The sequence below is a fragment of the Kribbella polygonati genome (genome assembly GCF_050320105.1).
Taxonomy (GTDB): domain Bacteria; phylum Actinomycetota; class Actinomycetes; order Propionibacteriales; family Kribbellaceae; genus Kribbella.
Map to the genome: position 1 here is coordinate 359,120 of NZ_CP190129.1, position 13,274 is coordinate 372,393.

Annotated in this window: 14 protein-coding genes; 10 read left to right on the forward strand and 4 right to left on the reverse strand. The window is 69.1% G+C overall.

Annotated features, from left to right (window positions below; all coding sequences use genetic code 11):
• Positions 1 to 99 precede the first annotated feature (99 nt).
• Positions 100 to 498, reverse strand: coding sequence for a hypothetical protein (locus ACQHIV_RS01585; protein ID WP_427890933.1), 399 nt, complete (start codon positions 496 to 498; stop codon positions 100 to 102).
• Positions 499 to 792: 294 nt separating this feature from the next.
• On the opposite strand from ACQHIV_RS01585, the gene ACQHIV_RS01590 reads away from it, so the two are divergent.
• The 4 genes from ACQHIV_RS01590 (at position 793) to ACQHIV_RS01605 (ending at position 3,515) form a co-directional block, all read left to right on the forward strand.
• Positions 793 to 1,209: a PadR family transcriptional regulator gene (locus tag ACQHIV_RS01590; protein ID WP_427890934.1), complete on the forward strand. Its 417-nt coding sequence runs from the start codon at positions 793 to 795 to the stop codon at positions 1,207 to 1,209.
• A 73-nt stretch (positions 1,210 to 1,282) separates the two neighbouring features.
• On the forward strand, positions 1,283 to 2,578 hold the full coding sequence (locus ACQHIV_RS01595) for an alpha/beta fold hydrolase (RefSeq protein WP_427890936.1): 1,296 nt from the start codon (positions 1,283 to 1,285) through the stop codon (positions 2,576 to 2,578).
• Positions 2,575 to 3,066 (forward strand): RNA polymerase sigma factor, encoded by a 492-nt coding sequence (locus tag ACQHIV_RS01600; RefSeq protein ID WP_427890937.1) that lies wholly within the window; start codon positions 2,575 to 2,577, stop codon positions 3,064 to 3,066. The genes ACQHIV_RS01595 and ACQHIV_RS01600 overlap by 4 nt, the downstream gene beginning before the upstream one ends.
• Positions 3,063 to 3,515 carry a hypothetical protein gene (locus ACQHIV_RS01605; RefSeq protein WP_427890938.1) on the forward strand — a complete coding sequence of 151 codons (453 nt, stop codon included), beginning with the start codon at positions 3,063 to 3,065 and terminating at the stop codon, positions 3,513 to 3,515. Before ACQHIV_RS01600 ends, ACQHIV_RS01605 begins: the two co-directional genes overlap by 4 nt.
• Here the strand turns inward: ACQHIV_RS01605 and ACQHIV_RS01610 are convergent.
• Together ACQHIV_RS01610 and glgX are read right to left on the reverse strand one after the other, a co-directional pair.
• Positions 3,505 to 4,245 (reverse strand): SGNH/GDSL hydrolase family protein, encoded by a 741-nt coding sequence (locus tag ACQHIV_RS01610; RefSeq protein ID WP_427890940.1) that lies wholly within the window; start codon positions 4,243 to 4,245, stop codon positions 3,505 to 3,507. The two genes, ACQHIV_RS01605 and ACQHIV_RS01610, sit on opposite strands and share 11 nt — an antisense overlap.
• Positions 4,246 to 4,311: 66 nt before the next feature.
• Positions 4,312 to 6,372, reverse strand: a complete 2,061-nt coding sequence (gene glgX / locus ACQHIV_RS01615; RefSeq protein WP_427896388.1) for a glycogen debranching protein GlgX — start codon at positions 6,370 to 6,372, stop codon at positions 4,312 to 4,314.
• A 167-nt stretch (positions 6,373 to 6,539) separates the two neighbouring features.
• Here glgX and ACQHIV_RS01620 point away from each other — a divergent pair, with 167 nt between their 5' ends.
• From ACQHIV_RS01620 to ACQHIV_RS01645, 6 genes are all read left to right on the forward strand, one after another.
• A complete protein-coding gene (locus ACQHIV_RS01620; RefSeq protein WP_427890941.1) occupies positions 6,540 to 7,556 on the forward strand; it encodes a Gfo/Idh/MocA family protein in 1,017 nt (338 codons plus the stop codon).
• On the forward strand, positions 7,553 to 8,596 hold the full coding sequence (locus ACQHIV_RS01625) for a Gfo/Idh/MocA family protein (protein ID WP_427890942.1): 1,044 nt from the start codon (positions 7,553 to 7,555) through the stop codon (positions 8,594 to 8,596). Before ACQHIV_RS01620 ends, ACQHIV_RS01625 begins: the two co-directional genes overlap by 4 nt.
• Positions 8,597 to 8,815: 219 nt before the next feature.
• Positions 8,816 to 9,595 carry an enoyl-CoA hydratase/isomerase family protein gene (locus ACQHIV_RS01630; RefSeq protein WP_427890944.1) on the forward strand — a complete coding sequence of 260 codons (780 nt, stop codon included), beginning with the start codon at positions 8,816 to 8,818 and terminating at the stop codon, positions 9,593 to 9,595.
• On the forward strand, positions 9,595 to 10,545 hold the full coding sequence (locus ACQHIV_RS01635; RefSeq protein ID WP_427890946.1) for a class I SAM-dependent methyltransferase: 951 nt from the start codon (positions 9,595 to 9,597) through the stop codon (positions 10,543 to 10,545). The genes ACQHIV_RS01630 and ACQHIV_RS01635 overlap by 1 nt, the downstream gene beginning before the upstream one ends.
• A gap of 21 nt (positions 10,546 to 10,566) precedes the next feature.
• Entirely contained in the window at positions 10,567 to 11,430 is an 864-nt protein-coding gene (locus tag ACQHIV_RS01640; RefSeq protein WP_427890947.1) for an acyltransferase, read from the forward strand.
• 1 nt (position 11,431) lies between these two features.
• Positions 11,432 to 12,508, forward strand: a complete 1,077-nt coding sequence (locus ACQHIV_RS01645) for a hypothetical protein (RefSeq protein ID WP_427890949.1) — start codon at positions 11,432 to 11,434, stop codon at positions 12,506 to 12,508.
• Here the strand turns inward: ACQHIV_RS01645 and ACQHIV_RS01650 are convergent.
• On the reverse strand, positions 12,495 to 13,274 hold the full coding sequence (locus ACQHIV_RS01650; protein ID WP_427890951.1) for a class I SAM-dependent methyltransferase: 780 nt from the start codon (positions 13,272 to 13,274) through the stop codon (positions 12,495 to 12,497). The genes ACQHIV_RS01645 and ACQHIV_RS01650 overlap by 14 nt on opposite strands.

Below are 13,274 nucleotides of genomic sequence, written 5' to 3' on the forward strand. Positions count from 1 at the left end.
TGCTTCCCTTCTGAAGCCCCCGGCACTCCCAGTTGGGCCGGGTGACGCGTGAAGGTATCAGGTCTGCACCGGTATCCGCACCCCCTCGGCGGCTGAACTTCACCCATCCTTGAACTTGGGGAACGGCCGTACGTCGGGTTCCACCCATCCGGTGCGCGCATCCGCCGACGCCAGCGCGCGCGAACTGTAGAAATGCGTCAGCAGCCGCTTGTCCAGCAACCCCGGATTCCGCCCGACCAGCTCCTCGAAACTCTCATCCGGCACCTCACCCATGTGGTACGCCGTCAACTCGACCCACGCCCTGCTCACGGTCGCGTTGTACTTCTGCGGCACCCCGGCGTACCGCGCGGTCCGCCGGATGCCGTCGCTGATCAGCCCGACCGCGTCGCTCGTTCCGCAGCGCCGTACGGCGAGCCAGGTCAGCCGGACGTGCTCGCGGTGACCGAACCGTTCGGCGGTCGACATCACTTCGCTCATCAGTTCCTCGAACGTGCTCATCTCCCCACGGTCGGGACCTGCGGCGCCGGCGGCAACCGAGTTTCGGCGCGGGGGTTGTGTTGATGACGGTAACGATATATCGTTAGTGTCATGAAGAATAACGAGGAGGAAATGATGAACACCCCCAACGAACTGCGTGGTCGCGGACGCGGCCACCGTCACCCCCGTCGCGGTGGACCGCGGATGGGAGAAGGCATGCCGATGCACCGTGGCCGTGGAGGCCGCGGGCCCGGAGGTGGCCCGGGTCGTGGCCGCGGCCGGGCTCCGCGCGGTGATGTCCGTACGGCCGTCCTGATGCTGCTCGCCGAGGAGCCGATGCACGGCTACCAGCTGATGCAGGCCATCGCCGACCGCAGCGACGGGCGCTGGACCCCCAGCCCCGGCGCGATCTACCCGACCATCAACCAACTGGAGGACGAGGGCCTGGTCACCGTGACCGCGGAAGCCGGCCGCAAGCTCGTCACGCTCACCGACGCCGGACGCGAGTACGTCGAGAGTCGCACCGCCGACCCGTTCGCCGCGTTCGCGAGCGCCGCACCCGGGGCGGACCTGCGAGGCCTGCTCGAGGAACTGCACTCGGCGACCCGGCAGGTCGCCCGCAGCGGCTCGGAGGAGCAGCGTACGGCGGCCGCCAAGATCCTGGCCGACGCCCGCCGCTCGCTCTACCTGCTGCTCGCCGACGCCCCGGCGGACCCCGAGGCTGAGATCTAGGTCACCCAGGGGAACGTCTGCGCCGAACCACTCCTCTTCCGAGTTGTCATCCACAACGTGAGGAGGGTTCGGGATGCGTTCTCGAAGGATCGTCGCGGGCGTGCATACCGTGCTGGCGGCGCTACACATCTACTGGGCGACGGGTGCGACCTGGCCCGCGTCCGACGAGCGTTCACTCTCCCGAGCCGTGCTCGGCATACAAGTCTCGTTCGCTCCGCAGGTGGTGTTGCCTCTCGCAGCACTGCACCTGCTGCTGGCCTTCGCGGTGCTCAGGTCCGACCGGTCCCCGGTCGCCAGGCTGGTCGTCACCGGCCTCGCCGCAGGCCTGGCCTTCCGTGCGGCACTAGGTGTCGCCTGGGCCTTCAGCTACAGCAGTACTGCGTTCTACTGGTTGAACGTGCTGCTCTATACGCCGGCTTGTATTGCGCTGTGTGTGGCTGATGTGAGGATGCTTCGAATCCGATGGGTGAAGGCGGCCGTTGTCGCGGGCCCAATTGCTGTGGTGACGGTGTTGGCGTTGGTTGCCTACGTTTACCAGCCCGGCGAGCGGCCTCACCCGGCTGAGGCAGGGAGGTATGTGGAGACGCCATTGGCGCGGGTCCACTACCTACAGCAGGGGACAGGATCGCCTGTGGTGCTGCTGGCGCCGGGAGCGTCTCCTGCGCTCGCTTGGTATCAGGAGATGGCTGTACTCGCGAAGAACCACACCGTGTACGCCGTCGACCTGCCAGGCCAGGGGGAGACCCGGCTGGACGACAAGGGCTTCGCCTTTGATCTCAACGGGATGACCGACGCCCTCGAGCAGTTCCTCAACGCGCTGCACCTGCAGAACGTCGTACTCGGTGGCAACTCCTGGAGCGGCGGCTGGGCCCTCGCCTACGCGCAGCGGCATCCCGAGCAGGTCAGCAAGCTGCTCCTGCTCGCGCCGTCGGGTCTGGACGAACCCGATGTCGCGAGCTGGGAGATCCTCAAGCTCCCGCTCGTCGGTGAGGTCCTCGGCAAGCTCGCGGCCAACCGCAGCATGGTCGAGTCCGCCGACCGCGGCCTGTTCGTCCACAAGAACCGGGTGACACCGCAACTGGTCGACGCGATGTGGATCCCCGGAACGTATCGTGACAACGTGCGATCCATGTACGCACTCGAGCGCGACCTCGACTGGAGCGTCACCGAGAAGGCGCTCCCGTCCACGCGGCAGCCGACCCTCGTGGTGTGGGGCGACCACGACACCGTCCTACCGGTCGCCCAGGCCGGCCACTTCGCCAAACTGTTGCCGAACGCAACCGTCCACGTGCTCGCGAACTGCGGCCACGCCCTGACCGTCGACTGCCCGGACCAGGTAACTCCGCTGATGGCGGCCTTCCTCGGATGATCGACCCGCAGCGGATCCGCGCGGCCCAACGCGGCGACACCGTCGCGATGAACGACGTCCTCGACGCGCTGACGCCGTACGTGGGGAAGATCTGTGCGCCGATCGCGCTGAACGACGGGCCGGACGCCGCGCAGGAGGCGCTGATCGCGATCTTCCGCGGGCTGCACGGCCTGCAGGACCCGGTCGCGCTGTACGGCTGGGCGCGCGCGATCGCGGTCCGTGAGGCGGTCCGGGTCGCGCGCCGCGGTCAACGCCAGCAGCCGGCCGAGCTGGCGGAGCTGCCGGACCGAGACGACCCGCAGTTGCTGGTCGACGTACAGGACGTGCTGCGCCGGCTCTCACCGGAGCACCGTGCGGTCCTGGTACTGCGGGACCTCGAAGGAATGGACGAACAGGCGGCGGCCGCGGTGCTCGACCTGCCGGCGGGTACGGCGAAGTCGCGGTTGCACCGAGCACGCGCGAGCTTCCGGAAGGCGTGGAGATCATGAACTGGCCCCAGATCGAGCTCACCGACGTCGAGCGGTTCCGCGCGCTCGCGGCCGGCGTACCGGGCGCCGCCGTCACTGAACGCGTACTGCCTCAGGAATCCGACCGGGTGAAGGCGATGCTGAACGACCTCGACGTGTTCGCGGAGATCCAGGCGGACTTCGTGTCGGCGACGATCGAGCAGCGCGACGGCGACCACGTCGTCGTACGAGCGAGAGGCGCCAGGGGACAACGTGCCCGGTTGGTCGGTCAGCTCCGCCCCGGGTGGTGCTGGTTGCAGAGCCGCTTGCTGATCATCGGTATGGCGGCCGCACCCGAGCCTGGCGGTGGTACGCGCGTCGCACTCACCGGTGGGATCCGTGTCCCGGGCAGGGCGAGGATCGTACCGATCGGTGTCCGGCAGGAGAGTAAGAAGGCGCTGGACCGGCTGGAGGAGCTTCTTACGAGCTGAGCACGCCAGACGGGAGTGCGGCGAGCAGGGCGTCGGCGTGGCGCCGGTAACCGAGGTTGTTCGGGTGGAACGCGTCCGGCGCGAGCATGCCGCGCCACGGCGGCCGTGCGTACCGGGAAACCTCGGCAACAGGCAGTCCACGGGATGTGGCGGTGTTGCTGATCAGCTGGTTGATGCCGGACACGTACGGGCTGACAGCGCCCCCGATCCGCCAGAGCCGGTCAGGAACGGTCAGATCCATCACGACCGAGGAGGACGGCAGCCTGTCGATCACCTGGCGCAGGTGGTCCCGGAAGCGCTTCGGCGGCGTGGCGAGGATGTCGTTGTTGCCGATCCCGCAGGTGACGAGTGCCGGGTTCAGCCCGTCCAGGAACGGCAGCTGGTCCTCCAGCACGTGCTTGGTCTGTGCACCGGACCGTGACAGGTTCAGCACCCGCCAGGGCGTTCCCCTACGGCGTAGGGCGTTCAGGACCTGTCCGACGTACCCGTGCAGTGGTGAGGAAGCTCCCAGACCCTGTGCGGTCGAATCACCCAGTACTACCCACAACGGCCCGTCGCCGGTGAGGGCGTTGGTGTTCTGGCGGGTCCAGTAATCGGCGTACGTGCGCGCCTGGACGTCGACGTACGCCACGCCGTCCACCCAACGCTGGACGGCCAGCCGGGAACTGGTGCGCTCGGCCTCGCCCCAGCGCATGATGGCGCGGTGCAGCGCCCCGATCGGTGTGGTCAACGTCGGTCCCCCCAGAGGTGAACAACAGATGACCGTCGAATGTACAGGCGGAAGGTTAACGACCTCTCAGAGCGCGCGCAGCAGCACCAGACAGCGCGGTGCGAGTGGCACGGTCGCGCCCGCTTCCACCTCCGTCACCATGCTCTTGCTCGTGTCCAGCACCACCTCGTACGCCGGTGCCCAGGAGGCATCCGGTACGACGACGTTCCGGGTCTCGGGCGTCGCGTTCAGCGCGAGCAGGAACGAACTGTCGGTGAGCGCGTTGCCCTCCGTGTCGGTCGCCCGCAGCGCGTCGCCGCGCAGGAACATCCCGATCGTCCGCAGGTTCCCGTCGAACCAGTCCGCGTCGGTCATCTCGCCGCCGTGCGGCGCGATCCACGACAGGTCCTTCCGGCCGCCCGGTACGACGGGCTGCCCGGAGAAGTAGTGCCACTGCCGCAGCGCGGGGTGCGCGGCCCGGAGCCGGATGAGCTGCTTCGTCAGCTCGAGATGGTCGGACCAGGTGGCCGGCAACGACCAGTCGAACCACGACAGCTCGTTGTCCTGGCAGTACGCGTTGTTGTTGCCGTCCTGCGTCCGCCCGCACTCGTCGCCGGCGGTGATCATCGGTACGCCGGTCGACAGGATCAGCGTGGACATCAGGTTCGCCATCTGCTGTTTGCGCAGCGCGATCACGCCCGCGTCGCCGGTCTCGCCCTCGACGCCGCAGTTCCAGGACCGGTTGTCGTCGGTGCCGTCCCGGTTGTCCTCGTGGTTCGCCTCGTTGTGCTTGTGGTCGTAGCTGACCAGGTCGCGGAGCGTGAACCCGTCGTGGGCGGTGACGAAGTTGATCGACGCGTACGGGTACCGGCCGTCGTCGCCGTACAGGTCGCTGGAGCCGGAGAGCCGGTAGGCGAGGTCCTTCACGCCGTCGGACGTGTTCCGCCAGACGTCGCGGACGCTGTCGCGGAACTTGCCGTTCCACTCCGACCACGGCGTACCGAAGTTGCCGACCTGGTAGCCGAACGGGCCGACGTCCCACGGCTCGGCGATCAGCTTCACCCGGCCGAGCACCGGGTCGGCCGCGACCTCGGCGAGAAACGGGTGGTCCGGGATGTCGACCTCGTGCCGTTCGTTGCGGACCAGCGTCACGGCCAGGTCGAACCGGAACCCGTCGACGCCCATCTCCTCGACCCAGTAGCGCAGCGAGTCCATCACGAGTCGCCGTACCTGCGGGTGCGAGGTGTCGACCGAGTTGCCGGTGCCGGTCACGTCGTACATCGCCGCGCCGTGGCTGAGCCGGTAGTACGCGCGGTTGTCGATGCCGCGGAAGCTCAGCGTCGGCCCGTCGAAACCGCCCTCGGCCGTGTGGTTGTAGACCACGTCGAGGATCACCTCGATGCCCGCGGCGTGGAACGCGGCGACCATCGCCTTGAACTCGTTCACCTGCTCGCCGCGCGACCCGGACGACGAGTACGGCGCGTGCGGGGCGAAGAAGCCGAGCGTGTTGTAGCCCCAGTAGTTCGGCAAGCCGCGCGCGGAGATCGCCGGCTCGGTGAGGAAGTGGTGGATCGGCAACAGTTCCACCGATGTCACCCCGAGCTCGGTCAGATACTTGATCACCGACGGGTGCGCGAGTCCGGCGTACGTCCCGCGCTGCTGCTCAGGTACGTCGGGGTGCAGCTTCGTGAAGCCCTTCGTGTGCAGCTCGTAGATGACGGTCTCGCCCCAGTGCACCGGCCTGCTGATCGGCGGCGGGGGAGGCGAGTCCGCGACCACCACACCGACCGGCACATGCCCGGCGGAGTCGCCGTCGGACGAGTCGTAGATCAACGGGCTGCCGTAGTCCAGCTCGCCGTCGACGGCCCGCGCGTACGGATCCAGCACCAGCTTCGACGGATCGAACCGCAACCCGTGCGACGGGTCGAACGGCCCATGCACCCGGTACCCGTACCGCTGCCCCGCCCCGACCCCGGGCACGAACCCGGTCCAGAACTCGCCCGTGTGCGTCAGATCGAAGTTCCGCTGACTGCCGTCGTCCCCGATCAGCGCCAGCTCGACCCGCTCGGCCGCCGGCGCCCAGAGCGTGAAGGTCGTCCCATCGGTCTGGACCACAGCACCGGGCCGCGGACCGGTCTCGGGGGACAGGTCCGGAGCGCTCGGGGCGGCGGTCGCTTCTTTCACCGGGACATTCTGCACAGGTCGTTGTGAGTTCACGATAGTGCGGTGGTTTTGTTCGTGAGACGGTGGTTGCGAACGTCTCTGCGCAGTGATACGCAAGGACTATTACTAATTCACCCACCTATGGGGATCACATGTCGGAAGAGTTGGCCGGTCTGACCGTTGGTCTGATCGGCGCGGGCAACATCTCGCACGTCCATGCCGCGTCCTGGAAGGCCGTCGGCGCACGGGTGCTGGTGTATTCGCTCGAGGGGGCCGAAGCGCTGGCGGAGCAGTACGGGCTGGAGGTCGTGCCGTCGCTGGAGGCGGTGCTGGCCGAGGCCGAGTTCGTCGACATCGTCACGCCGTCGGCGACCCACAAGGAGATCACGCTGGCCGCGATCAAGGCGGGCAAGAACGTGATCTGCGAGAAGCCGCTGACGCTCACCGCGGCCGATTCGCACGAGGTGATCGACGCCGCGGCGGCGGCCGGCGTACGGCTGTACCCGGCGCACGTCGTGCGGTACTTCCCGGCCTACAAGGCGGCGTACGACGCGATCCAGGCCGGGCGGATCGGTGACGTCGCGGTCGCACGGTTCTACCGGCAGGCGTCGTCGCCGGCCGGCGCGGGCTGGTACCGCGAAGTGGCCCGGTCGGGCGGCGTGATCATGGACCTGATGGTGCACGACCTCGACCAGGCGCGCTGGCTGTGCGGCGAGGTCAAGACCGTGTACGCCGTACAGAACCCGCCGACAGTCGACGGCATCAGCCCGGTGAACGTCGCCGCGCACGTGACGCTGACGCACGAGAACGGCGCGATCAGCCACTGCCGTGCGACCTGGGGGGCGACCGGTACGACGTTCCAGACCGGCTTCCAGGTGGCGGGCGCGAAGGGCGTGCTGAAGTTCAAGTCCGACGCCGACACCGGGTACAAGGACGAGCTGACGGACTCGGCCGGCGGCGACCTGCTGATCCCGTCGGCGCTGGGCGAGAGCCCGTACCTGACGCAGCTGCGTGAGCTGGCGATCGGCCTGCGCGGCGGGCCCGAGCCGCGGGTGCTGGCCGGCGACGGCGCGACCGCGGTCTACCTGGCCGAGGCGGCGCGCGCGTCGATGGAGTCGGGTCAGCCGATCGACATGAAGACCTTCGTCTCGACGGGAGCAGTGGCATGAGCTTGAAGGTTGCGATCGCGTCGTTCGCACACGTGCATGCGGGGTCGTACGCGCATCTGCTCGCGGCGATGCCTGACGTCGAGGTGCTGGCCGCCGACCCGGACGGTGCCGCGGCGCCGGACGCCGGTCCGCGCGGGGCGGAGCTGGCGAAGCTGTTCGGCGTTCCGTACGTCGACACGTACGACGAGCTGTTCGCGTGGGGGCCGGACGCGGTAGTGGTGACCTCGGAGAACGCGGGTCACCGGGAGCTGGTGGAGCGGGCCGCCGCGGTCGGTGCGCACGTACTGTGCGAGAAGCCGCTGGCCACCCAGGTCGCCGACGGCGAGGCGATGCTCGCCGCGTGCGAGGCGGCCGGGACGATCCTGATGATCGCGTACCCGGTCCGGTTCGCGCCGTCGTACCTGCAGCTGCGGGCGAACGTCGAAGCGGGCCGGCTCGGTGACGTGTTCGCCGTACTGGGCACGAACAACGGGAAGATCCCGTACGACGCGCGCCAGTGGTTCACCGACGCGGAGCTGGCCGGCGGGGGAGCGCTCGTCGACCACACGGTGCACTGCGCGGACCTGATCGACGGGCTGACCGGCGGCGCGTCCGCGACCCGGGTGTACGCCGCGGCGAACCGGATCCTGCACCAGGACAAGAACGTCGAGGTCGAGACCGGCGGGCTGGTCACGATCAACTACGACAACGGGCTGCTGGCAACCATCGACTGCTCGTGGAGCGTCCCGGACAACGGGGCGACCTGGGGCGGTGTGTCCCTGCAGGTGACCGGCACCAACGGCTCGGTCGAGATCGAGCCCTTCGTCGCGCACGTCGGCGGCACCGACCCCGCGGGCGAGGTCTTCCTGCCGATCGGCGGCAACCTGGACGAGTCCCTCCTGGACACCTTCCTCGACGCCGTCCGCACCACCGGCCCCGCCACCCCCGGCACCCCACCGGCCGTCGTCCCCCAACCCGACGGCGCCGTCGGCCTCCGCACCCTCAAAATCGTCGACGCCGCCCGCCGCTCCGCCACCACCGGCCAAGCGGTGGATGTCTAACCATCCCAACCCGTGGGGCGGACCCCTCCGCCCGGGCTCAGCCGCGCCGAGGCTCGTCCGGAGTGGGATCGGCTCACTGGACCACCCGGCGCGTCAGCGCCTTCTTCTCGTCGCCTCCCGCTGCCGCAGGCAGCGGGAGGCGACGTGCGTTGGGTTGTCGGGGTCCGGTACCGTTCCCCGGGATGTGACCCGTGGGTAGTTCCCGGAAGGAGCGACGTGATGGGCGAGTTCGTCAACCTCACCGTGAGTGAAGGTGTCGGGACCATCCGGCTGGACCGGCCGAAGATGAACGCACTGAACGTCCAGGTGCAGGAGGAGATCCGCGCCGCCGCTCTCGAGGCGACCGCTGACGACGACGTCCGTGCGGTGGTCGTCTACGGCGGCGAACGCGTCTTCGCCGCCGGCGCGGACATCAAGGAGATGGCCGACATGTCGTACGCCGACATGGTGAAGCGCTCCGGCCCGCTCCAGTCCGCCCTCACCGCGGTCGCCGCGATCCCGAAGCCGACCGTGGCCGCGATCACGGGGTACGCCCTCGGCGGCGGCTGCGAGCTCGCGCTCTGCACCGACTACCGGATCGCCGCCGACGACGCCAAGCTCGGCCAGCCGGAGATCCTGCTCGGCATCATCCCGGGCGCCGGCGGCACCCAGCGGCTGTCCCGCCTGATCGGCCCGTCCAAGGCCAAGGACCTGATCTACACGGGCCGCTTCGTCGACGCCGCCGAGTCCCTCCGGATCGGCCTCGTCGACAAGGTCGTCCCGGCCGCCGACGTCTACACCGAAGCCGTCGCCTGGGCGTCGCAGTTCGCGAACGGCGCCGCGCTGGCCCTCCGTGCCGCCAAGGAGGCGATCGACTCCGGCCTCGGCGTGGATCTGTCCACCGGGCTGGAGTTCGAGCGCCAGCAGTTCGCCGCACTGTTCGCCACCGAGGACCGCACGATCGGGATGAAGTCCTTCGTCGAGAACGGCCCCGGCAAGGCCGAGTTCAAGGGAATCTGATGCCTGCAACCTCCAAACCCGCTGCCTCCGCCGAAGATGTGGAAGCCGCCTGGAACGACAACAAACTCGCCCAGGTCCTCTACCACGACTGGGAAGCCTCGACGTACGACGAGAAGTGGTCGATCTCGTACGACGAACGCTGCGTCGACTACGCCCGGGACCGCTTCACCGCGGTCGCCGGCGACCGGGGCTGGCCGTACGGCAAGACCCTCGAGATCGGCGCCGGCACCGGCTTCTTCACGCTGAACCTGAAGCTCGCCGGCGTCCTCGACGAGGCGCACGTCACGGACCTCTCGCCCGGCATGGTCGAGGCCGCGAAGAAGAACGCGAAGACCCTCGGGTTCGCGATCGAGGGCAAGGTCGCCGACGCCGAGCAGCTCCCGTACGACGACAACACGTTCGACCTGGTGATCGGCCACGCCGTCATCCACCACATCCCGGACGTCGAGCTGGCGTTCCGCGAGATGCTCCGGGTCCTCAAGCCCGGCGGCCGGTTCGTGATCTGCGGAGAGCCCACCCGGTACGGCGACTTCGTGGCCCGGCGACTGTCCCGCTTCACCTGGTGGGCGACCACGAACGTCACCAAGCTCCCGGCCCTCACGCACTGGCGGCGCCCGCAAGAGGAGCTCGACGAGTCGTCCCGCGCGGCCGCCCTGGAAGCGGTCGTGGACCTGCACACGTTCGACCCGGACACCCTCGCGCGGATGGCCGGGCGGGCCGGTGCCGTGGACGTGAAGACCGTGACGGAGGAGCTGCTGGCCGCGTGGGTCGGGTGGCCGATCCGCACGTTCGAGGCCGCCGTACCGGAGCAGAAGCTCGGGTTCGGGTGGAGGATGTTCGCGTACAAGTCGTGGCTGCAGCTGTCCAAGGTCGACAAGGTGCTGTCGTCGGTCGTCCCGGACGAGCTGTACTACAACGTCTCGATCACCGGGGTCGCAAACAAGCAGTAGGACAAGCAGTAGGGTGTGTCGATGCGGTTGCTGTCCGTGGCGAATCTGCGCTGGGTGGTGCGCCATCGGGCGTGGACGCCGTACTACCTGAAGCGGTACTGGCGGTTCGCCTGGTTCAAGCTGCGCCACCCGCAGGTGATCACCGAGGGGTTCGTGTTCCTCGGCAAGCACCTGGAGATCGTGGCGCGGCCCGGGCACGGCCGGATCGTGCTCGGCAAGTGGGTGCACCTCGGCGACGAGACCCGGCTGCGCGCGCACGAGGGCACGCTGCGGATCGGCGACAAGGTCGTGTTCGCGCGCGACGTCACGGTGAACTGCTACCTGGACGTGGAGATCGGCGCGTCGACGCTGATCGCGGACTGGACGTACATCTGCGACTTCGACCACAAGACCGAGGACCTCGACCTGCCGATCAAGGACCAGGGGCTGGTGAAGTCGCCGGTCCGGATCGGGCCGGACTGCTGGCTGGCCACCAAGGTCACGGTCACCCGCGGCGCCGACATCGGCCGGGGCGTGGTGATCGGCGCGAACAGTGTTGCCCGCGGCAACATCCCGGCGTACGCCGTGGCGGCCGGCGTACCGGCGAAGGTGCTCGCGGACCGGCGGACCCGGTACGCCGCCGACGCCGAGCGGCGCAAGTACCTGGCCGGCCTGGCCGACGCGAACGACCGGACCGCGGCCCAGTTGCAGGCCGGGATGCCGCCGGTGGAAAAGCCCGCAAGCGTGGCGCCGGGCGATGCGGTCGGTGATGGGGTAGAAGCAGGTGGTGAAAAAGAGAGCCCCGAGGGGTTCTCAAGTTACTCACCAGTCGGGCACTATGGCCCCCACGTCCGGTCGGACGCCCGGGACGGCATGGACCGGATGCGCATCGGAGAGGAGAAGTAGCGTGGCTGACCAGGCCGAGGCTGCCCAGCAGGCCGCCCGGTCGCCGCTGGACCAGGCCGCGGCCGACGGCTCGATCACGCAGGCGCGCACGCGTGCGGTCGACCCGGTGCCGATCGTGGCCGAGATGGCGGCCGGCAGCGCTACGTTGGAACCAGTGCTTGAAACGAACGAAACAGACATGGGCGTGAGCGTGGACCCGGATGTACAGACAGTTGACGGCGTGAGCGGCGGATCGGCGGACGGTGGTACGGCGCCGGCCGCCGGCGCCCGCCGCCGGCTGTCGCCGCGCCCGGTCCCGGTCAGCCGGCGGAGGAGAGCGCCGGCTGCCACGGACGAGGAACGGACCCCGGCTGAGGAGATGGACGACGTGGGTACGCAGGACGACAAGGCGGAAGCGGCCGCCGAAGCCGCCACGGCCGGCACGACGCCGGGGACCGACACGGGCGCCGCGGCGAGTAGTGCGAGCGGCACGACGGCGACGAAGACCGTGCGGCCGAAGACGGCTGCCGAGATCGTGGCCGAGCAGCGGGCGCGGGAGAGCGCGGCGGCTTCGTCGGCTTCGTCAGCCTCGGCAGGCGACGCGCCGGCGGCTGCGGCGGGCTCGGAGGATGCCGCGGCCGGTACGCCGGCCGCCGCCGGGGGTGACGCGGAGAAACCCGCGGCCACCGGTGCGACCGCGGCAGCGAAGCCGCCGGCCAAGCCGTCGGGTGCCTCTGGCAACAAACCGCCGGTGTCGAAGAACGCGTCCGCGGGCTCCGGCAAGGGCAAGCAGGCGCTGACCTCGGTCGGCTCCGGCGTCCGCAAGCTGCGGAACCTGATCGCCTCGCTGATCTGGCTGATCGCGGTGCTCGCGGCCGCCGTACTCGCGCTGGGCGCGCTGTTCACCGCGCTCGACCAGACCAACCAGAGCAACGAGATCGTGCGCTGGATCCTGGAGCGCGGGCACGACCTGGTAGGCCCGTTCAAGGACCTGTTCCGGCTGCAGACCGCGAAGAACTCCCTGCTGGTGAACTGGGGGATTGCGGCGCTGGTCTACCTGATCGCCGGCAAGATCGTCGAGAAGATCATCCGGCCGTAGCGACGAGGATCAGATCGAGAGATTCGTCCAGGTCGCCTGGACGGATCTCGAAGTCCTCGTACGTCGTACTCCGCACGAGCCCAGCCAGCTCGTCGTCCCACTGCTCGTGCGGGGTCGCGAGCTGGGCGTCCACGCAGGAGCCGTACTGCGACTCCCACGACGTCAGCCGCGCGCCGTGGCGCAGCCCGAGCGCCTGCGTGATCTCGAAGTACGGCTCGAGCAGCTCGACGAACTCGGCGGCGGTCAGCTCGCGCGTGTGGTACCAGTTGCCGCTCGGGAAGGTCAGGCGGTTCGGCGTACTGAGGACCAACGTGCCTTGCGGTGCGAGGATCCGCGCGCACTCCGCGACGAACCGCGGCTGCTCCCACAGGTGCTCGATCGTCTGCATCGAGGTCACGGTCGCGAAGGCCCGGTCGGCGAACGGCGTCTGCACCAGATTGCCTTTCGCGACATTGACCTGTGGATAAACGCGGCGGACGTGCCGCAACGTCGTATCTTCATAGTCGAGTCCGGTCACGGAGCTCGCCCCGGCCCGCCGGAGCAACTCCGCGCCATACCCCTCGCCGCACCCGGCGTCGAGGACCCGGCCCCCCGGCTCGATCGGCAGATTGTCCGTGATCCAGCGATAGGCAGCGTCGTGGCGCGCGAACCAATAGTTCTCATGCCAGATCCCAGGCGCAGTCCGTTCGCCGGTCAGCGGTAACTTGACTGCTCCCCGCTCTGGTGGGTCAGTTTCTCGCCCATCAGTAACGACGTCGGGATTCAT

Excerpts from the sequence above, each read along its gene's own strand:
- ACQHIV_RS01625 (WP_427890942.1), top strand. The coding sequence starts at position 7,553 with ATGAGCTTGAAGGTTGCGATCGCGTCGTTCGCACACGTGCATGCGGGG.
- ACQHIV_RS01595 (WP_427890936.1), top strand. The coding sequence starts at position 1,283 with ATGCGTTCTCGAAGGATCGTCGCGGGCGTGCATACCGTGCTGGCGGCG.
- ACQHIV_RS01620 (WP_427890941.1), top strand. The coding sequence starts at position 6,540 with ATGTCGGAAGAGTTGGCCGGTCTGACCGTTGGTCTGATCGGCGCGGGC.
- ACQHIV_RS01590 (WP_427890934.1), top strand. The coding sequence starts at position 793 with ATGCTGCTCGCCGAGGAGCCGATGCACGGCTACCAGCTGATGCAGGCC.
- ACQHIV_RS01585 (WP_427890933.1), bottom strand. The coding sequence starts at position 498 with ATGAGCACGTTCGAGGAACTGATGAGCGAAGTGATGTCGACCGCCGAA.
- ACQHIV_RS01605 (WP_427890938.1), top strand. The coding sequence starts at position 3,063 with ATGAACTGGCCCCAGATCGAGCTCACCGACGTCGAGCGGTTCCGCGCG.
- ACQHIV_RS01640 (WP_427890947.1), top strand. The coding sequence starts at position 10,567 with ATGCGGTTGCTGTCCGTGGCGAATCTGCGCTGGGTGGTGCGCCATCGG.
- ACQHIV_RS01630 (WP_427890944.1), top strand. The coding sequence starts at position 8,816 with ATGGGCGAGTTCGTCAACCTCACCGTGAGTGAAGGTGTCGGGACCATC.
- ACQHIV_RS01600 (WP_427890937.1), top strand. The coding sequence starts at position 2,575 with ATGATCGACCCGCAGCGGATCCGCGCGGCCCAACGCGGCGACACCGTC.
- ACQHIV_RS01650 (WP_427890951.1), bottom strand. The coding sequence starts at position 13,274 with ATGAATCCCGACGTCGTTACTGATGGGCGAGAAACTGACCCACCAGAG.
- ACQHIV_RS01635 (WP_427890946.1), top strand. The coding sequence starts at position 9,595 with ATGCCTGCAACCTCCAAACCCGCTGCCTCCGCCGAAGATGTGGAAGCC.